The organism is Flavobacterium sp. (genome assembly GCF_044373165.1).
Classification (GTDB): domain Bacteria; phylum Bacteroidota; class Bacteroidia; order Flavobacteriales; family Flavobacteriaceae; genus Flavobacterium.
Genome location: NZ_JBILQL010000012.1, coordinates 1 through 17635 on the forward strand (window position 1 = coordinate 1; position 17635 = coordinate 17635).

Annotated in this window: 22 protein-coding genes; 9 read left to right on the top strand and 13 right to left on the bottom strand. The window is 37.0% G+C overall.

The genetic code is table 11. The annotated features are described in order from the left end of the window. On the top strand, nucleotides 1-679 hold a 679-nt coding region (locus ACIQ32_RS03175), incomplete at its 5' end, for an FKBP-type peptidyl-prolyl cis-trans isomerase (RefSeq protein ID WP_396194229.1). A 35-nt stretch (nucleotides 680-714) separates the two neighbouring features. Here ACIQ32_RS03175 and ACIQ32_RS03180 read toward each other — a convergent pair. The 6 genes from ACIQ32_RS03180 to ACIQ32_RS03205 all read right to left on the bottom strand — a co-directional run bounded on the left by ACIQ32_RS03180 (nucleotide 715) and on the right by ACIQ32_RS03205 (nucleotide 5909). Further along, nucleotides 715-2163 (bottom strand): APC family permease, encoded by a 1449-nt coding sequence (locus ACIQ32_RS03180; protein WP_396194230.1) that lies wholly within the window; start codon nucleotides 2161-2163, stop codon nucleotides 715-717. 124 nt (nucleotides 2164-2287) lie between these two features. Next, nucleotides 2288-3061 carry a nucleoside triphosphate pyrophosphohydrolase gene (gene mazG, locus ACIQ32_RS03185; RefSeq protein WP_396194231.1) on the bottom strand — a complete coding sequence of 258 codons (774 nt, stop codon included), beginning with the start codon at nucleotides 3059-3061 and terminating at the stop codon, nucleotides 2288-2290. Nucleotides 3062-3234: 173 nt separating this feature from the next. Further along, nucleotides 3235-3726: a DUF5606 domain-containing protein gene (locus ACIQ32_RS03190; protein WP_396194232.1), complete on the bottom strand. Its 492-nt coding sequence runs from the start codon at nucleotides 3724-3726 to the stop codon at nucleotides 3235-3237. A gap of 181 nt (nucleotides 3727-3907) precedes the next feature. Next, on the bottom strand, nucleotides 3908-4495 hold the full coding sequence (gene def, locus ACIQ32_RS03195; RefSeq protein ID WP_396194233.1) for a peptide deformylase: 588 nt from the start codon (nucleotides 4493-4495) through the stop codon (nucleotides 3908-3910). A gap of 83 nt (nucleotides 4496-4578) precedes the next feature. Beyond that, on the bottom strand, nucleotides 4579-4995 hold the full coding sequence (ruvX, locus tag ACIQ32_RS03200; RefSeq protein WP_396194234.1) for a Holliday junction resolvase RuvX: 417 nt from the start codon (nucleotides 4993-4995) through the stop codon (nucleotides 4579-4581). 5 nt (nucleotides 4996-5000) lie between these two features. After that, complete coding sequence (locus tag ACIQ32_RS03205) at nucleotides 5001-5909, bottom strand: copper resistance protein NlpE N-terminal domain-containing protein (protein WP_396194235.1); 909 nt, start codon at nucleotides 5907-5909, stop codon at nucleotides 5001-5003. Nucleotides 5910-6093: 184 nt separating this feature from the next. On the opposite strand from ACIQ32_RS03205, the gene ACIQ32_RS03210 reads away from it, so the two are divergent. Genes ACIQ32_RS03210 through ACIQ32_RS03225 form a run of 4 tightly spaced genes read left to right on the top strand, consistent with a single transcriptional unit; the run spans nucleotide 6094 to nucleotide 9684 of the window. Continuing rightward, nucleotides 6094-6909, top strand: a complete 816-nt coding sequence (locus ACIQ32_RS03210; RefSeq protein ID WP_396194236.1) for a 2,3,4,5-tetrahydropyridine-2,6-dicarboxylate N-succinyltransferase — start codon at nucleotides 6094-6096, stop codon at nucleotides 6907-6909. A gap of 28 nt (nucleotides 6910-6937) precedes the next feature. Then, nucleotides 6938-7918, top strand: a complete 981-nt coding sequence (locus ACIQ32_RS03215) for a Stealth CR1 domain-containing protein (RefSeq protein WP_396194237.1) — start codon at nucleotides 6938-6940, stop codon at nucleotides 7916-7918. A gap of 37 nt (nucleotides 7919-7955) precedes the next feature. Next, nucleotides 7956-8636 (top strand): NTP transferase domain-containing protein, encoded by a 681-nt coding sequence (locus ACIQ32_RS03220; RefSeq protein WP_396194238.1) that lies wholly within the window; start codon nucleotides 7956-7958, stop codon nucleotides 8634-8636. Between the two features lies 1 nt (nucleotide 8637). Further along, entirely contained in the window at nucleotides 8638-9684 is a 1047-nt protein-coding gene (locus tag ACIQ32_RS03225; protein ID WP_396194239.1) for a CDP-glycerol glycerophosphotransferase family protein, read from the top strand. Here ACIQ32_RS03225 and ACIQ32_RS03230 read toward each other — a convergent pair. Continuing rightward, nucleotides 9681-10496, bottom strand: coding sequence for a glycosyltransferase family 2 protein (locus ACIQ32_RS03230; RefSeq protein WP_396194240.1), 816 nt, complete (start codon nucleotides 10494-10496; stop codon nucleotides 9681-9683). The genes ACIQ32_RS03225 and ACIQ32_RS03230 overlap by 4 nt on opposite strands. Before the next feature lie 191 nt (nucleotides 10497-10687). On the opposite strand from ACIQ32_RS03230, the gene ACIQ32_RS03235 reads away from it, so the two are divergent. The 4 genes from ACIQ32_RS03235 (at nucleotide 10688) to ACIQ32_RS03250 (ending at nucleotide 14649) form a co-directional block, all read left to right on the top strand. Next, nucleotides 10688-11254, top strand: a complete 567-nt coding sequence (locus ACIQ32_RS03235; protein ID WP_396194241.1) for an L-threonylcarbamoyladenylate synthase — start codon at nucleotides 10688-10690, stop codon at nucleotides 11252-11254. A 62-nt stretch (nucleotides 11255-11316) separates the two neighbouring features. Next, complete coding sequence (locus ACIQ32_RS03240) at nucleotides 11317-12735, top strand: CCA tRNA nucleotidyltransferase (protein ID WP_396194242.1); 1419 nt, start codon at nucleotides 11317-11319, stop codon at nucleotides 12733-12735. Between the two features lie 75 nt (nucleotides 12736-12810). Then, nucleotides 12811-13830, top strand: a complete 1020-nt coding sequence (locus ACIQ32_RS03245) for a COX15/CtaA family protein (RefSeq protein WP_396194243.1) — start codon at nucleotides 12811-12813, stop codon at nucleotides 13828-13830. 48 nt (nucleotides 13831-13878) lie between these two features. Further along, nucleotides 13879-14649 (top strand): CDP-alcohol phosphatidyltransferase family protein, encoded by a 771-nt coding sequence (locus ACIQ32_RS03250; protein WP_396194244.1) that lies wholly within the window; start codon nucleotides 13879-13881, stop codon nucleotides 14647-14649. A 28-nt stretch (nucleotides 14650-14677) separates the two neighbouring features. Here the strand turns inward: ACIQ32_RS03250 and ACIQ32_RS03255 are convergent, their stop codons facing one another. From ACIQ32_RS03255 to ACIQ32_RS03280, 6 genes are all read right to left on the bottom strand, one after another. Then, nucleotides 14678-15283 (bottom strand): thioredoxin family protein, encoded by a 606-nt coding sequence (locus ACIQ32_RS03255; protein WP_396194245.1) that lies wholly within the window; start codon nucleotides 15281-15283, stop codon nucleotides 14678-14680. A 10-nt stretch (nucleotides 15284-15293) separates the two neighbouring features. Beyond that, a complete protein-coding gene (locus tag ACIQ32_RS03260) occupies nucleotides 15294-15779 on the bottom strand; it encodes a TlpA family protein disulfide reductase (RefSeq protein ID WP_396194246.1) in 486 nt (161 codons plus the stop codon). Between the two features lie 84 nt (nucleotides 15780-15863). Next, entirely contained in the window at nucleotides 15864-16619 is a 756-nt protein-coding gene (locus tag ACIQ32_RS03265; RefSeq protein ID WP_396194247.1) for a LytR/AlgR family response regulator transcription factor, read from the bottom strand. Between the two features lie 86 nt (nucleotides 16620-16705). Next, on the bottom strand, nucleotides 16706-17014 hold the full coding sequence (locus ACIQ32_RS03270; protein ID WP_396194248.1) for a 2TM domain-containing protein: 309 nt from the start codon (nucleotides 17012-17014) through the stop codon (nucleotides 16706-16708). A 2-nt stretch (nucleotides 17015-17016) separates the two neighbouring features. Continuing rightward, nucleotides 17017-17316 (bottom strand): 2TM domain-containing protein, encoded by a 300-nt coding sequence (locus tag ACIQ32_RS03275; RefSeq protein WP_396194249.1) that lies wholly within the window; start codon nucleotides 17314-17316, stop codon nucleotides 17017-17019. Nucleotides 17317-17318: 2 nt separating this feature from the next. Next, complete coding sequence (locus ACIQ32_RS03280) at nucleotides 17319-17633, bottom strand: 2TM domain-containing protein (protein WP_396194250.1); 315 nt, start codon at nucleotides 17631-17633, stop codon at nucleotides 17319-17321. Nucleotides 17634-17635: the final 2 nt, after the last annotated feature.

Here is a 17635-nt window from a genome sequence, read left to right on the forward strand (position 1 = left end):
GGGCATGGATGTGTTAAATAAAATCAAGCAAAACGACGTAATGAAAAAAATAAGCATCATCCGCAAAGGTGCTGAAGCTCAAAAATTCAATGCGCAGAAAGTTTTTGCAGATTACATGGCCAACAAAGCAGCCGATGAAGCTAAAGAAGTTGCCATTGCTGCCGAAAACAAAAGAAAGCAAGAAGAGGGAGAAAAACTAAAAAAAGAACAATACAATACTACTTACGGGCTGGTTATCAAAGCTAAAGGCAATGCTTTATCTGAAGCAAAAGCAACAGCTACTGAAACGGCTACCGGTTTAAAATACAAAGTTTTACAAACAGGCAACGGTAAAAAACCGGCTGAAGGCGCAACGGTTTATATCCACTATGCCGGCTATTTAGAAGACGGAAGTTTGTTCGACAGCAGTTATGAAACCGTTAGCAAAGAGTTTGGTAAATTCGACGAGAACAGAGCCAAACAAAACGGCTACCAACCATTCCCTTTCCAATACGGCAGAAAAGACGGTTTGATTCCCGGATTCTTAGAAGGATTGAACTTGATGAATTTCGGAGACAAATATTTGATTTACATCCCATCCAAATTGGGCTACGGTGAAAGAGGCGCCGGAAACGTAATTCCGCCAAACTCCAATATTATTTTTGAAGTAGAATTGTTAGAAACTGTTCCTACGAAATAACAAAAAAAAGAGTCTCCGTTTGGAGACTCTTTTTTTTACGCTTTTTTGTTCATAAACAAATAATACACCGGAATCCCCAAAGCCACTATGACTAATCCCAAACCGGTGTTGACCGTATCATAAATTAATAAGGCTACACAAATGGCGGTAGTAAGAATTATATACAAAGCCGGAATGACAGGATAACCAAAAGCCTTATATGGTCTTTCAGCATTTGGTTCTTTCTTTCTCAAAATAAATATGCCGTAAATCGTCAGTATGTAAAACAACAACGAAGCGAAAGTCGCATAGGTCAATAAATCGCCATACTTGCCGGAAATGCATAATACACAAGCCCAAATGCATTGGAACCAAAGCGCTTTTTCCGGAACGTCGTGCTTATTTAATTCTCCTGCTTTCTTAAAAAACAAATTGTCTTTGGCCATAGCATAAAACAATCTTCCGCCCGATAAAACCAAACCACTGTTACAACCAAAGGTAGACACCATGATCAAAGCGGCCATGACAAATACTCCAATATTACCCATGATCATATTAGCAGCCGCCGCTCCTACTCTATCCTGAGCGGCAAACATAATTCCGTTTTCCACTACAGAACCATCGGGAGAACCGTTTAATGGTAAAAGTGCTAAATAAGCCACATTGGCTAAAATGTAAATTATCGTTACTATTAATGTTCCCAAAAACAAACTTCTGGGAATATTTTTCTTAGGATCTTTAATTTCTCCGGCGATGAAAGTCACATTATTCCAAGCATCGCTGGAAAACAAAGAATTAATGATTGTTGCGCCGATGGCTCCAAACAAAGCTACACCGGTTAACTTGGTAACGGTAACCGTTTTAGTGGTTTCATCAAAAACGGTTTTACTGGCTTCCCAAGTGTTGTTAAAGTTGTTTGAAAAGGTATCTGTGCTGAAACCAATGTACAATCCGAAACCAATCAATGCAAATAGCGCGATTAATTTGGCCGAGGTAAAAACCAACTGTATGACTTTCCCGTTTTTAACACCCTTGGTATTGATATACGTAAGCAACACCACGCTCGCCATGGCTAAGACCTGACTGTTCTTAAACACAAAACTATCGCCTACCCGAAAAATTTCTTCTTGCAAGATGGGAAAAAATACGGCCGTATAATTGGCAAAAGTTACTGCTACGGCTGCAATAACTCCTGTTTGAATTACCGTAAAAACCGTCCAGCCATAGAGAAAGGAAGCCAATTTACCGTAGGCGCGCTGAATGTATACAAATTGTCCTCCTGCAGTAGGCATCATTCCGGCCAATTCGCCATAACTTAGTGCGGCCGACATGGTCAACAAGCCTGTGATCAACCAAGTGATTAAAATCCAGGTAGCGGAACCTAAATCGCGCGCCATGTATACGGTTACTACAAAAATACCGGAACCTATCATGGAACCGGCAACTATACTGGTGGCGTCAATTAGCCCAAGGGAACGTTTTAATTCGTGTTTTTGTTCAGACATAAAGTGTTTTTGGTTGGTTAGTTTATCAAATATAGTGAAATAGAGAAAAGAAAATAGAACAAAAAAAAGACTCAAATGGTAAAACTCGAATGCCAACTGAACACATCCGACTGAACACTGAAAACTACAATCTCTTCGCTTCTTCCCAAAAAACGTCCATCTCTGCTAAAGTCATCTCCGCTAAAGGTTTACCTAACTCAGTGGCTTTGCTTTCTAAATACATAAATCGCTTGATGAATTTTTTATTGGTGCGTTCCAAAGCATCTTCGGGATTGACTTTAAGGAATCGAGCGTAATTAATCATAGAAAACAACACATCGCCAAACTCACTCTCCATTTTATCTTGATTACCGGCACGGACTTCCACTTGGAGTTCTTGCAATTCTTCCTGGACTTTATCCCAAACCTGATGCGGTTCTTCCCAATCAAAGCCTACACCCTTCACTTTATCCTGGATTCTGCTGGCTTTGACCAAAGCCGGCAAGCTTTTCGGCACGCCCTCCAGCACCGATTTTTTACCTTCTTTGAGTTTGAGTTTTTCCCAGTTCTGCTTTACTTCTTCTTCGTTAGCTACCACAACATCACCGTATATATGCGGATGCCTGTCGATGAGCTTGTCGCAAATGCTATTGGCTACGTCGGCTATGTCGAAGTCATTGGTTTCACTGCCGATTTTAGCATAAAAAACAATGTGTAACAGCAAATCTCCTAACTCTTTTTTGATTTCCGGTAAATCATTGTCTAAAATAGCATCGCCCAATTCATAAGTTTCTTCAATGGTTAAATGGCGTAGACTCTCGAGCGTTTGCTTTTTGTCCCATGGACATTTTTCTCGCAAATCATCCATTATATCCAATAACCGGTTGAAAGCTTCGAGTTGTTGTTGGCGCGTGTTCATTTTGATTTTAGATATTAGATTTTAAATATTAGATTTTAGATATTAGATTTTAGATATTAGATTTTAGATATTTAATATCTGATATCTAATATTTAATATTATTTGGAGTAAAAATAAAAAATCCTATCATTGAATATCAACAATAGGATTTGTATTTATAAAGAAGTAATTAACTATTCTTCTTTTTTTGTCTTTTTAGGCGCTTTTTTGGCTTTGGCATCTTCTTTTACCTCTTTTACTACTTCCTCTTTGATGGCTTCGGCATTGGCTACTTTGGGTTCTTCTTTAGACACCAAACCTTTTGACTGAAGGATGTTGTACCAGTTCAACACTTTTTTTATGTCAGAAGCATAAACGCGATCTTCATCGTAATCCGGCAAAATTTCTTTGAAATAACTGATTAACTTGTCGTTGTCTTCTTTGTGAGAAATCGCCGGACCTTCATTTTCTTTGACAGCAATAGCTCTCATGATGTCCGCTAACGGTTTTTCTTCGCTGTAGGTGTACATGGAAATTTCCGACAGTAAGCTTACGTTGCTTCTCATGCCAACAGTAATTTTCTTTCCGTCTAAAAGGGATTCTGCTAAAAATCCGGAACGGGTTTGTAATTTCAATTCGAATAAACCCGGCTTACCGGCTATAGCTAAAATTTTCTCTACGTTCATTTCTTAATTTAAATTTAGGGGACAAATATAAATAAATAAAATTCCAAATTTTTAAATTCCAAATCCCAACTATTTTTTTAACATTTCAGTTTAAATATTACCTTCAGAATCAAAAAATTAGTTTTGGGAATGGGTTGTTTTTTTTTTGGAAACTGCAATTTCAATTTTGGAATTTAAAAAACTATCTTCCTTTTTTGTTGGCAAACTTCATTTTGTAGTCCGGTCTTGCTTTCCCATCCATGATGTTTTGCAACTTCTTTTTAATCAATGTTTTTTTCAGCATCGAAATCTTATCGGTAAATAAAATACCTTCGATGTGATCGTATTCATGTTGGATTACGCGCGCAATTAAACCGTCGAAAACTTCGGTCTTTTTATTAAAATCTTCATCATAATATTCTAAAGTGATGCGTTCATTTCTGTATACATCTTCGCGCACATCCGGTATGCTCAAGCAACCTTCATTGAATCCCCATTCTTCGCCTTCTTCTTTGAGCATTTTGGCATTGATAAAAGTGCGTTTAAACGTTTTCAATTGCTCTTGTTCTTCTTTTGACAAATCATCGCTGTCGCTAAACGGTTCAGTATCGATGACAAATAATCTGATGGCTAAACCAACTTGAGGCGCTGCCAATCCAACACCGTAAGCATTATACATAGTGTCATACATATTGGCAATAATCTCTTTTAAATTGGGATGGTCAGGAGAAATCTCGGCACCTACTTGTCTTAAAACAGGTTCGCCGTATCCGTAAATGGGAATTATCATTTTGAAATCTGAATTTAGAATGAAACAAAAAAAGGTGTTTTTTTATGCTTGATTCGATTTTTTAAGGAGCAAAAGTAACAAAATTAAATCATTTTTCGAGTGAGATAATCTTGGAGCAAAATTGTGGCAGCTATCTCATCTACCAAACCTTTATTTTGTCTTTGCTTCTTCGACAAGCCACTATCTATCATGGTTTGGAATGCCATTTTAGAGGTAAACCGTTCATCTACTCTTTCCACTTTCATCAGGGGAAAAGCTTGGCTAAAATCGGCGACAAATTTTTCAATAACCGGAGTGCTTTCCGAAGGTTGACCATTCATTTGTTTGGGTTCGCCAATCAAAACTTTGGCTACACTTTCTTTAGCAAAATAGTCTTTCAAAAAAGTAATCGCTGTATCAGAAGGAATTGTGGTCAAACCCGAGGCAATAATTTGCAACTCATCGGTAACGGCTAAACCGGTTCGCTTGATTCCGTAGTCTATGGCTAAAATTCTGGGCATTCGGTTTAATTTATCGGCTCAAAGGTAGCCAAAATTACCGCTTTCCCTTTTTGAAATTTAAGAATATTGTCTTTTATAGTGTAGCGATCCGTTTGTTCCAGCATTTTGGCAAAACGACTTTCCACCTCCATTTCAGGACAAGCCATTCGAGTCATAGCCGCTTTTGAAAAGGACAAACCAAAAGCGGATGGCATTACATAACTGCCGGAAATATTGTTGCAGCCGGCATAAGCAGAAAATCTGCCATCATTAGTGTTTAATTTGATGAAATAATCTTTCTTTCCGCTTTGTTTTACAATTTTACCATTCAAAGTCATCAATTTCCATTTGGTTTCGGCTAATGTAGCTTTGCCAACAGCCGGATTTACTTTTTTGATAACCGTTTGGGCTTCCATACGATTGTTTAAATTTACTTTCTGAGTTTGTTCAGATTCATTCACATGGGTTAAATCCTCATTTTCCTGTTTGGACAAAACGTATTGCAAGGCCAGTTTTCCGGTGATTATTTTACCCGATAAATCTAATTGTGTCATCTTGTTTTCCCCAACAAAATATTGATTTGGGGCATTTTTAATATCATTCAAGATGATTTTAATTCCTTTATCATCCCAAACAAATGTGCCTTTTTGCTCAAATACTTTGTCTCCTTTACCCAAATATCGGGTTTGTAGTTTATAGGTGTTATTTTCATTGATGCAAAGCACTGTCTCTAAACCTTCACAATCTGCACAAGGCAAAACACCCTTGTAAATTCCGATATAATCTAATGAATTTTTAGCATTATGTGCCTCTTGTTTTACTATTGAATCTGATTGAGCAATTGAATCTTGAATCGAATGCTTGTCATCCGCTTGTTTTTGGCAACTAAAAAATACTGAAACTAAAGCAAGTAAAAGCAAAAACTTTCTTTTCATGAGTAAAAATTTATCGGTTATAAGGTTAGAACAAACTTACTTAATCTGTTAAGTTGATGTTAGAATTTAACATTTTTTTGATTCTCAGTCGGAAGAGAGAAATGCTTTGCAACTTTCTAAAAATGAAACTATCTTTGCTCATTCAAGATTTTAGTCCGAACCATCCAAAGAAAAAAACGAAACCATGACTACACTACAAAATACCATAGAAAAAGCCTGGGAAAACCGCGCTTTATTGCAAGAAGAAACAACAACCAATGCGATTAGAGAAGTAATTGCCTTGTTAGATGCGGGAACTTTGCGCGTTGCTGAACCAACAAACAATGGCTGGCAAGTAAACGAATGGGTAAAGAAAGCAGTAGTGATGTACTTCCCAATCCAAAAAATGGAAACTTGGGAAGCGGGAATTTTTGAATACCACGATAAAATGTTACTAAAAACCGGGTATGCCGAAAAAGGAATCCGAGTTGTTCCACCGGCCACCGCTCGTTATGGTGCTTACATTTCAAAAGGCGTTATTTTAATGCCGAGTTACGTCAATATCGGCGCCTATGTTGATGAAGGTACCATGGTAGATACTTGGGCTACGGTTGGCAGTTGTGCCCAAATCGGTAAAGAGGTTCACCTTTCAGGTGGAGTTGGCATCGGCGGTGTTTTAGAGCCATTACAAGCCGCGCCGGTTATCATCGAAGACGGTGCTTTTATCGGTTCCAGATGTATAGTGGTAGAAGGTGTTCATGTGGGTAAAGAAGCCGTTCTTGGTGCCAATGTTTGTTTGACAGCCTCAACCAAAATCATAGACGTAACCGGAAGCGAACCAATTGAATACAAAGGATATGTTCCGGAGCGTTCAGTGGTTATTCCGGGAAGTTATACCAAATCGTTTGCCGCGGGTGATTACCAAGTGCCTTGTGCTTTAATCATCGGAACGCGCAAACCTTCAACCGATTTGAAAACCTCTCTTAATAATGCTTTAAGAGAATACGATGTTGCGGTTTAAGCCTCAAACGATATAGATTTATACCATTATGAGTATTGAAAATAAAAATGACATTACAATAGACGCTGTAATCACTTGGGTAGATGGCAGTGATGCTGTGTGGCGAGAAAAAATCAATACTCACTTGGAAAAGAAAATTGATTGGAACAATAAAATCAGCAGCAAACGGTACAATTCTATTGATGAAATTGACATTGCTATTGCGTCAATAATAAAGTTTGCCCCGTTTATCAGAACTATTTTTTTGGTGACCGATAACCAACAGCCAAAATCATTTGAACATTTAAAAGAAGCAGCGGCCAAACAAAACATCAATCTAAAGTTGGTTGATCATACTGTGATTTTTAAAGATTATGAAACTTGTTTGCCTACTTTTAACTCGTGTTCAATTATAACCGCGTTGTATCGAATTCCGGAAATGGCAGAACATTTTATCATTTTTAACGACGACACTTTCTTGATGAGAGCCACCAAAATGGAAGATTTTTTCGTTAATGGTTTGCCTGTCATTCGAGGTCGTTGGGATTATTTTTACAGAAACAGTTGGTTTCGAAAGACCTATAACAAATACTTTAATAAGAATTTAAAAACCAATGTAGGTTACAAAGCGCTACAACAAAAAAGTGCCCGAATTGCCGGATTTACTAAGAAATACGTACGCAGAGACCATACTCCGGTTTCGGTGAGAAAATCGACTTTAGAAAATTTTTTCACCCATAATCCCGAATTACTGCTCAATAATATCAAACACAAGTTCAGACACAACGATCAGTTCATCATTTCATCGCTTTCAAATCATTTGGAGATCAAAAACAAAACTTATGTTTTGAAAACGGACTATCAATTAACCTATTTCAGAACTTATAAAGTTATTCCGACCATATTCAAATTATTTTGGTTTGATTGGAATAAAAGCAAACTATTTGTTTGTTTGCAAAGCTTGGAATTAGGAAGCAAAAGCATGCAGAGCTATGTTTTAAAATGGATAAATAATAAAATGAATAGCTAATGCTTAGAGAAAAATCAACCAAGACAAAAAAATTAACATGAAAATAATTATTCTAGCCGCCGGTATCGGGTCAAGATTAGGCAATCCGTTCCCAAAGCCTTTAACACCTTTAAAAAACGGTAAAAGTATCATGGAATACCAAACCGAAAACATCGCATCAAAGTTTGACATAGATGATATTAGTGTGGTTGTAGGCTTCAAAAAGGATTTAATCATGGAGCGATTTCCCGAGCTTACCTACATCTACAATCCGTTTTTCGACAGAACTAATACTTCTAAAAGTTTGTTGCAAGCCTTGCGCAAAAACCGAGATAAATCGGTGATGTGGTTCAATGGCGATGTGGTTTTCGATCGACAAATTCTTGATATACTGTATCCTTTTATCAAATCAAAAACCTCTTTTGTAGCGGTAAATACCAGCAAAGTAGCGGAGGAAGAAGTGAAATACACTTTAAAAGACGGTTATATCAACGAACTCTCCAAAACCGTAAAAAATGGTCTTGGGGAAGCTGTTGGCATCAATTTTATTGCCTCCAAAGACATCCAACATTTCATCAACCGATTGGAAGAATGTGACGACAATGATTACTTTGAAAGAGGTTTGGAGTTGGCCATTGAGAAAGACGGAATAAAAATTACTGCTGTTGATATTTCTGCTTACAATTGTATGGAGATTGACTTTGTAGAAGATTTAGAGAATGTAAACAAAATGCTCTAAAATGAAATGCATTCTTTTTTGCCAAAACAATTATTCATTCGGAATTCTTGAACCCATTAAGCACTATTTGGCATTGAATGGAGAAGAATATATTTGGTATGTCAACCCAAAAATATTGGGAGATTTTCCGTTTACTAATGAAAATCACACTACAACCATCTCCGACTTAGAAGCCTACCAAAGTGATGCGATTTTTGTGCCCGGCAATGAAGTTCCTCATTATTTAAGAGGCATAAAAGTCCAAGTCTTTCACGGTTTGGCCGGTGAAAAGAAAGGCCATTTCAGAATACGCCATTACTTTGACCTGTATTTAACTCAAGGTCCTTATTTTACTCAAAAATTCATCGCTTTTAAAAACAAATACCGCGATTTTGAAGTGATAGAAACCGGTTGGCCTAAACTGGATGTATACGGTACCGATTTTCACAAATATGATACCGAAAAGCAAAAACTTTTACAAAAACACGGGGCAAAAAAAATACTGTTGTACGCGCCTACTTTTTCTCCCAAACTGACTTCTGCACCTTTTTTAACAGAAGAGTTGAAAGCTTTGGTAAAAAACCCGGATTATTTGGTGTTGCTAAAGTTTCACCCGTTGATGAATACCGAATGGTTGGAAACGTATAAAAAACTCGCTGATGAAACACCCAATATCATCTTTGAAACTGAAAAAAACATCATCAAATTTTTATTGATGGCCGATTTGTTAATCAGCGATACTTCCTCGGTAATTTATGAGTTTTTACTTTTGGACAAACCGGTGGTGACTTTCAAAAACATTTCGGAAAACATCCTTTGGGAGAACAGTTCAGATTACCATCAGCTAATTCAATTGGTTGAAAATAACCTTACCCAAGATTCTTTTGCCCCAAACCGAAAAGAAATTTTCAATCAATACCATCCTTACATCGACGGGAAATCAGCCGAAAGAATGGTAGAAGCCGTAAAAAAATACAGCTCAGAATTCGGTATACCCGAAAAAAGAAAAATATCGCTGTTCAGAAGAATGAAAATGCATTCGCTTTTTGGAAAACCAACCAAACGCTAAGAGTGCTTTTCAATGCCGTTTTTTACTTTTATGACATGGTGTTTTTTGTTGTAGGCTCTGATGGCTAGGTTTTTATCCCAACCTTCCTGACTGTAATAACCACGAGCATGATCTAAGTGTACACAAACTGCTGAGTATCTGATTTGCTTTGAAATCAATCCGTTGTTAAACATTCGTTCGCCTACTTCTCGGTCTAAACCTCCATATTGCATGTCTTCATTAAATCCATTAACCGCTACTATATCGCTTTTAAAACACGAAGTGTTGTGTCCGTTGAAAGTGCGTTTGGTAGGCGTTAACCAATTCATAAACGAGGCAAAATAACGGTTTTGTGTAAGTTTTGAAGCTTTGAAACTCAAGTGCAAACCTTGTTTTTTGAGCCATAAAACACTAAAGCAATTTTGGTTGACTATGTCTTCATCAGTAATGGCTTTAGACAAATCCATTGGCAATTTGAAATAGCCGCCGGAAAGGAAACATCCGGTTTCTTTGTGTTTTAAATGAACCGCCACAAAATCTTTTCTCGGAATACAATCACCATCGGTAAAGAGCAAATAATCGGCGTTGGTTTTAAGGATCGCTTTATTGAGGATTTCCGACTTTCGGAAGCCCAAATCTTCTTGCCAAACATGGATAATAGGATGCTTAAACTTAGTTGAAAACAAAGCCAACACTTCTTTGACTTTTGGCGTAGAACCATCATCTGCTATCACAATTTCAAAATCATCTGTAGTTTGAACACTATAGCCTACAAGAACTTTATGAAGCCATTCTTCAGCGTTGTAAGTGGTGATGATTACTGATAATTTCATTATTACAATAATACTAAAATAAAATTGTAAGTAGTCATTAGTTGGTTAATTTGTTTTTGCCGTTGTGCTTCGATAATTTTACTTTTTCCTTTCAAAAAAAAACTATCCTGACAAAACTTAAAAGGCATTTCGGCAAAGATACCAAAACTGAATTCTTGTGTTTTACATTATCTTTACAAAAATTTTGCAAAATGAATCTCAACGAAGAAGTACATAAAGCTTTTGAAGTCATCCAAAACGGCGGGATTATTCTTTATCCAACCGACACGGTTTGGGGAATTGGTTGCGATGCTACTAATGAAGAAGCCATCAAAAAAATCTATGCCTTGAAACAAAGAACAGAAACCAAAAGCATGATAGTGCTGATGAACGGCGAAAAAATGATGTACAATGTGTTCAAAGAAATTCCCGAAGTTGCCTGGCAAATTTTAGATTTATCCGAAAAACCAACCACCTTAATTCTGGACAATCCCAGAAATGTAGCCCCAAATATCATTGCCGACGACAAAACGCTTGGTGTGAGAATTGTTAAAGAACCATTTTGTTTCAAATTGATGGAACGCATGAAAAGACCTTTGGTTTCCACTTCGGCTAATATTTCAGGTATGTTTACCCCAAAATCTTTTAAAGAAATTAGTCCCGAAATTTTAAACGGTGTGGACTATGTAGTAAATTTGCACCACGAAAAAAATTGCGACAAACCCTCAACCATTATTAAATTAAGTAGTGATAGTCAGGTTAAGATTATTCGCAAGTAAACAATTTGAAAATTTGAAAATTAATCCATCCATTTTCAAATCTTCAAATCTTCAAATTAATTATGAATTACACCAAAGCATTAGACAATAAAATCTTCGAAATCATTTCAAAAGCTTCCCAAGAACTCAATCTGGAGAGTTACGTGATTGGCGGCTTTGTGCGCGATTATTTGTTGCAACGCGATTTCAAAAAAGACATTGATATCGTTGCGGTTGGTTCCGGGATTGATTTAGCCTTAAAAGTTTCCGAATTATTACCCAATAAACCCAAAGTACAAGTCTTTAAAAACTATGGTACAGCTATGTTGCGTTACAAAGAAATCGACATCGAATTTGTAGGCGCTCGCAAAGAAAGTTATGCAGAAAACAGTCGAAATCCTTTGGTGGAAAACGGCACTTTGGAAGACGACCAAAACCGCCGGGATTTTACCATCAATGCTTTGGCCTTTTCTTTGAATCCTAATAATTTTGGGGATTTGGTTGACCCATTTAATGGTTTAACCGATTTGCAAAACAAGCTTATCAAAACGCCTTTAAATGCAAACATCACTTATTCAGATGATCCTTTGCGCATGATGAGAGCGATTCGTTTTGCTACCCAATTGAATTTTACTATTGAAGAAGAATCTTTGCAAGCGATTGCCGACAATAAAGACCGAATCAAAATCATTTCGGGCGAGCGTATTGTAACCGAATTGAACAAAATTCTCGAAACCCCGAAACCGTCGATTGGCTTTTTACATTTATACAAAACCGGTTTACTCGATATTATTTTACCCGAATTGACAGCACTCAACAACGTAGAAGAAATCGAAGGTCATACCCATAAAAACAACTTTTACCATACTTTGGAAGTGGTAGATAATATTTGCCCGAATACCGATGATGTATGGTTGCGTTGGGCGGCTTTGTTACACGATATTGGCAAAGCGCCAACCAAACGCTTCAATAAAAAACAAGGATGGACCTTTCACGGGCATGAATTTTTAGGTGGTAAAATGGTGAAGAAAATCTTTGAAAGATTGCACATGCCTTTGAACCAAAAAATGAAATTCGTGCAAAAAATGGTGATGCTGAGTTCAAGACCAATTGTGTTATCGGAAGATATAGTTACCGATTCAGCAGTACGACGATTGGTGTTTGATGCCGGCGAAGATGTAGACAACCTGATGACTTTATGCGAAGCCGATATCACCACCAAAAACCCGACTAAGTTTAAAAAATACCACAACAATTTTGACATTGTTCGAAGAAAAATCATTGAAGTGGAAGAACGCGATCATGTGCGCAATTTCCAACCGCCAATTTCAGGTGAAGAGATTATGGAACTGTTCAATTTGCAACCTTCACGAGAAATTGGTGTGTTAAAAGAAGCGGTTAAAGAAGCTATTTTGGAAGGAGAAATTCCTAACGAATACCAAGCCGCCTTCGATTTTGTTTTATCCAAAGCCGAAAAAATAGGGTTGAAAAGAGTGAAATAAATTGGTATTAGATTAACTTTTGTTGAATGGCTAATTCGTTTTCCAATTGGTAATTTTGCAAAACATTTTATAGAAATGAAAAAAGACAAATCAGTCATTTATTGGCTACTTTCCGGTTGTGTTTTAGTGTTTATCATGGTTGTTGTTGGCGGTATCACTCGTTTAACCAATTCCGGTTTGTCAATGACCGATTGGCATTTGGTAACCGATACCTTTCCTCCAATGAGCGAAGAAAAATGGGTACAAGCTTTTGAAGACTACAAGAAATTCCCGGAATACCAAAAAATAAATATCCACAACGATTTTCAATTAGACGATTACAAATTCATCTACTTTTGGGAATGGTTTCATCGTTTTATCGGCAGAATCATTGGTTTAGTATTTATCATTCCGTTTGTTTACTTTTTAATCAAAAAACGCATTGACAAAGCCACTTTAAACAAATGCTTCATACTGTTGGGAATGGGTGCTTTACAAGGGTTTTTCGGTTGGTTTATGGTGAAAAGCGGTTTAGTAGACCGTCCGGATGTGAGTCATTTTCGCTTGGCCTTGCACCTGACTTTTGCCTTTATCACTTTTGCTTACACGCTTTGGGTGGCTTTGGATTTGATTTATCCGGAAAGAAAAGCAGTGATTTTACCTCTAAAAAAATTAGCGCGAATTACAATGTTCTTTTTAATCGCCCAAATCATTTACGGTGGTTTCGTAGCCGGTTTGAACGCCGGATTAATTCACAACCATTGGCCGTTAATGAGCGACGGACAGTTTTTTCACGACAGTATTAAAATGGAATATGACAGTTGGTTACTGCGATTTACAGAAGGCAAAAGCGGCGTACAATTTGTGCACCGAAGCATGGCTTATGTAGTTGTTGGCTTGATTTTATACTTGTATTTCAAAAGCAAAAAAAATATCATTTCGGCCCAACAACAAAAAGGCTTGAATGCTTTGGTTTTGTTGGTTTTTGTCCAATTCGCTTTAGGTGTTCTTACTTTGTTGTATGCGGTTCCGCTTTGGTTAGGTTTAACACATCAGGTTGTGGCTTTCTTTTTATTGACGGCAATGACGTATACTTTACATCGATTTTCAAAATAATACGCATACCCGACTATATTGTCACAGTTTCCTTGTTTACCAACTTAAATGTCTAAACTTGCCACAGAAGATAAATTTTTAGATTTATCGGATTACGGAAGATCTTTCGGGAGATTTTTCGCTCTTCAATTAAAAGATTCTCGCTTCACTCCTATTCATGTTACTTTACTATTCGGGCTTTCCGGACTGATTGCAATTTATTGCATTTTGGAACACCATTACTTACTGGCTGCCTTTTTTATCCTTCTAAAATCGGGGATTGATGCCGCTGATGGTGAATTGGCCCGACTAAAAAAAACACCGTCTTACTCCGGAAGGTATTTAGACAGCGTATTTGATATTGTTTTGAACTTTTTGTTTTTGATAGCAATTTGTTATGTTTCTGAAACCTCGATTTGGTTTACGCTTTTGGCTTTTATCGGACTTCAATTACAAGGCACTCTGTACAATTATTATTATGTTATTTTAAGAAATAAATCGGTTGGCGGTGATGGAACCAGTAAAATTTTCGAGTACAAAGCACCGAAAGCTTTACCGGGTGAAACCCAAAAATCAGTGGATATTTTATTTGGTATTTATCAAATTGTTTATGGCCTTTTTGACAAAATCATTCACACTTTAGACTCAGATGCCTACAAAGTAAAGACCTTTCCCAATTGGTTTATGACACTGCTCTCACTCTACGGATTGGGATTTCAGTTATTAATCATAGCCATAATGCTACCATTGGGTTGGATTGAATTGATTGTCCCGTTTTTTATAGCCTATACTTTGCTAATCTTTGCCTTAGTAGGCATAAGAAAAGTTTTCATCAAATAAAAAGGACTTCAATTGAAGTCCTTATCGTTTAAGCTTTTTTCTTGGTTTTAATCGAACAACCTATGGCTTTGGTTTGAGCCGGACTAGGTTCGCTACCATTGTCTAAAAATCGAATGGCATTTTCAAGGTATTTCTCTTTTACAGCCGATGCATCATCAGAATTGTCATCAATAGCACCAATATATTTCACGATTAAATTTTTATCCAGTAAAAATACATGTGGTGTTTTGGTAGCGCCATATTGCGGATAAATTTTTTGTCCTTCATCCACCAAATAAGGAAAGGCAAATCCTTTCTCTTTAGCTTTGGCTTGCATCAATTCAAAAGTATCAGCGGGTTGTGCTTCCGGATCATTCGGATTAATGGCCAATAAAACATAACCTTTTGGTGTATACTTTTTGGCAATGGCATTGATTCGGTCTTCATACTTAACCGCAAACGGACAAGTATTGCAAGTAAAGACAACGATAAAACCTTTGGCGTCTTTGTAATCAGCCATGCTGTACATTTTCCCGTCTACCGATTTTAATTTGAAGTCGGTGGCTTTGTCTCCCGGCTGGTAGCCATTTGAAACCGGTGTTTCACCCACAAACAGTGAGCTGAAAAAAATAATAAGAAAGGGTAAAATTTTCATAATGAATTATTTAGTTATGATGGATAAATGCGTTAACATAGTCGTTGAGCTCGGTAAAGCTTTCAAATTCGCGTTCGGCAAAAAGTTTTCTTTTACCGTCCAGGATGAATGTTGCCGGAATAGCGCCCGACCAAGACTCGTCGATTTTGTTTAACCACGAATTGTAATCTTTATCGCTTAATAAAATAACATTGGCGGTTAATTGCTTTCTTGCTACAAACGGAATCAGCTTTTTTTCCAAATCTTTTTGGCTGTCCAAACTTACCAAAATGACTTTCACTTTGGGATTATCAGTGTGTAATTTTTCAAAATAAGGCAACTCTTTTATACAAGGTGCACACCAAGTAGCCCAAAAGTTAATTACATAAATAGAATCATTTTCTTTGATAATGTCCTTTTCAAAGGCCTCAAACTTTTCGTAAACCGCTATTTGAGCCGAAGCAGTTTGACCCAATGTCAACACCAAAACAAATAACAAAGCCGAAAGCCATTTCATATCTTGTATTTAAAGCTAACGAAGTTAACAACTTAGGGTTGAGATTGAAACAGAGTTAACAAAACTTTACCAACTTTAAGCAGCTTATCCTAACCATTCCTTAAACTCATTCACCCGTTCTCTGGCTACAATCACCTCATCGTCTTTGTAGGTCGGCAAAATCACTTTCAATCGGGAATTGCTGTGCAATTGTATCTCTTTAATCGCTTTCATCGGAATAATGAATTTACGGGAAACGCGATAAAAAGCATCATGATCGATTTCGGTTTCGAGTTGTTCTAAAGTGTTGTCTAGCAAATAATCGCGGTTGTCTAAAGTGTGCAAATAAGTGCCTTTATTTTCACTGTAAAAACACTCAACTTCCTCTATATTAATCATTTTGAGTTGCTGTCCCATTTTGATGGTAAAGCGCTTTTTGAATTGTCGGTCGATTGGATTGACTAACATTTTTTTGATGGCTTCGAAATCCAAACCGGTCACCAAACTCTTTTGAAACTGACTCTTGAATTTGGTAACAGCAGTCTCCAGATCGTCTTCGTCTATGGGTTTTAACAAATAATCGATGCTATTGAGTTTAAAAGCTCGCAAGGCATATTCATCATAAGCCGTAGTAAAAATAACGGCACTTTTGATATCGATTTTCTCAAAAATTTCAAATGATAGTCCATCGGACAATTGGATATCGAGGAAAATCAAATCGGGATGCGTATTGGCGTTAAACCATTGAATGGCCTCTTCTACGGAGTGTAAAAGTGTGTTGACTGTTAAACCCAATTTTTCCACTTTGCGTTGGAGCAATCGAGCTGCTGGCTTCTCGTCTTCGATGATGATGATGTTCATGCTTTAGGCTATAAGGTTCTGAGGTACTAAGGTTCTGAGGTACTAAGGTCTTTTTACTTAGAACCTTAGTGCCTCAGCGCCTATTTTTATTCCCATTTATTATTTTTTTCTTTTTCCATTAGCTCCTTAACTTTTCTATCTTCCCAATTTTTGCCCAAAATCATGGTAGGCATAAAAACAGAAAGTCCGTGGGCCGCTAATCCGATACCCCAAAAGAAAGCTGTAGAAAAATGGCGGAGTTCGAAGCTCCAACTGTCGTTACTGCTAAATTGAATCTGAGAAATAATGATTGCGGTATTGATTACCAAATAAACAACGGCATGCGTATAAAAACCTTTGATTTTTTGGACTCTTTTCGCAACTTCTTGGTATTTAATTTCGTCGTAATTTTCCATAACTATTCAAATTTATTGCTTTTGTTTTCTTGTTCCATGTATTGTTTGATCTTTTTTTCTTCCCATTCTTTATTGAGAAACGGAAACCAATTGAAGACTCTCATCGCATGAAAAAACAATCCGATTCCCCAACCTAACATTGACCAAACAAACCATAAGTACTGTGGTGTGTATCGCAAATTGATAAAAATCAACAAGCCCATTACTAATATATACGAAGTCAAATGGCCATAAAATCCTTTGATCTCTTCTACTTGTTTCTTTGCTTTTTGATAGCGCTCAAATTCGTTATTTGTTTCCATGATTACTCCCATTTTTGTTGCTTTATTTTTTCTTTCTCTATAACTTTCTGAATGCGTCTTTGTTCCCACTGGGTTCCGAAAACCTTTTGTGTTATGAATAACTGTAAGGCTTGCATGACTAAGAAGAATGTCCAAACTCCCATCACAAATTCATTGATAAAACGAATGGGCCAAAAGTTCAATGGCACTCCAAAATAGGTTTTAGACACATACACTAATACTCCGATGACATAAATAAACAAGTGCGTGTAAAACTGCTTTAACTTGTGTACTCTTTCTTTGGCGATTTGTTCTAAAATTTCATTAGACTTTTCCATAA

Excerpts from the sequence above, each read along its gene's own strand:
- ACIQ32_RS03230 (WP_396194240.1), bottom strand. The coding sequence starts at position 10,496 with ATGAAATTATCAGTAATCATCACCACTTACAACGCTGAAGAATGGCTT.
- ACIQ32_RS03240 (WP_396194242.1), top strand. The coding sequence starts at position 11,317 with ATGAATTACACCAAAGCATTAGACAATAAAATCTTCGAAATCATTTCA.
- ACIQ32_RS03275 (WP_396194249.1), bottom strand. The coding sequence starts at position 17,316 with ATGGAAACAAATAACGAATTTGAGCGCTATCAAAAAGCAAAGAAACAA.
- def (WP_396194233.1), bottom strand. The coding sequence starts at position 4,495 with ATGATAATTCCCATTTACGGATACGGCGAACCTGTTTTAAGACAAGTA.
- ACIQ32_RS03180 (WP_396194230.1), bottom strand. The coding sequence starts at position 2,163 with ATGTCTGAACAAAAACACGAATTAAAACGTTCCCTTGGGCTAATTGAC.
- ACIQ32_RS03280 (WP_396194250.1), bottom strand. The coding sequence starts at position 17,633 with ATGGAAAAGTCTAATGAAATTTTAGAACAAATCGCCAAAGAAAGAGTA.
- ACIQ32_RS03270 (WP_396194248.1), bottom strand. The coding sequence starts at position 17,014 with ATGGAAAATTACGACGAAATTAAATACCAAGAAGTTGCGAAAAGAGTC.
- ACIQ32_RS03250 (WP_396194244.1), top strand. The coding sequence starts at position 13,879 with ATGTCTAAACTTGCCACAGAAGATAAATTTTTAGATTTATCGGATTAC.
- ACIQ32_RS03190 (WP_396194232.1), bottom strand. The coding sequence starts at position 3,726 with ATGAACGTAGAGAAAATTTTAGCTATAGCCGGTAAGCCGGGTTTATTC.
- ruvX (WP_396194234.1), bottom strand. The coding sequence starts at position 4,995 with ATGCCCAGAATTTTAGCCATAGACTACGGAATCAAGCGAACCGGTTTA.
- ACIQ32_RS03235 (WP_396194241.1), top strand. The coding sequence starts at position 10,688 with ATGAATCTCAACGAAGAAGTACATAAAGCTTTTGAAGTCATCCAAAAC.
- ACIQ32_RS03210 (WP_396194236.1), top strand. The coding sequence starts at position 6,094 with ATGACTACACTACAAAATACCATAGAAAAAGCCTGGGAAAACCGCGCT.
- mazG (WP_396194231.1), bottom strand. The coding sequence starts at position 3,061 with ATGAACACGCGCCAACAACAACTCGAAGCTTTCAACCGGTTATTGGAT.
- ACIQ32_RS03205 (WP_396194235.1), bottom strand. The coding sequence starts at position 5,909 with ATGAAAAGAAAGTTTTTGCTTTTACTTGCTTTAGTTTCAGTATTTTTT.
- ACIQ32_RS03260 (WP_396194246.1), bottom strand. The coding sequence starts at position 15,779 with ATGAAATGGCTTTCGGCTTTGTTATTTGTTTTGGTGTTGACATTGGGT.
- ACIQ32_RS03220 (WP_396194238.1), top strand. The coding sequence starts at position 7,956 with ATGAAAATAATTATTCTAGCCGCCGGTATCGGGTCAAGATTAGGCAAT.
- ACIQ32_RS03215 (WP_396194237.1), top strand. The coding sequence starts at position 6,938 with ATGAGTATTGAAAATAAAAATGACATTACAATAGACGCTGTAATCACT.
- ACIQ32_RS03245 (WP_396194243.1), top strand. The coding sequence starts at position 12,811 with ATGAAAAAAGACAAATCAGTCATTTATTGGCTACTTTCCGGTTGTGTT.
- ACIQ32_RS03255 (WP_396194245.1), bottom strand. The coding sequence starts at position 15,283 with ATGAAAATTTTACCCTTTCTTATTATTTTTTTCAGCTCACTGTTTGTG.
- ACIQ32_RS03265 (WP_396194247.1), bottom strand. The coding sequence starts at position 16,619 with ATGAACATCATCATCATCGAAGACGAGAAGCCAGCAGCTCGATTGCTC.
- ACIQ32_RS03225 (WP_396194239.1), top strand. The coding sequence starts at position 8,638 with ATGAAATGCATTCTTTTTTGCCAAAACAATTATTCATTCGGAATTCTT.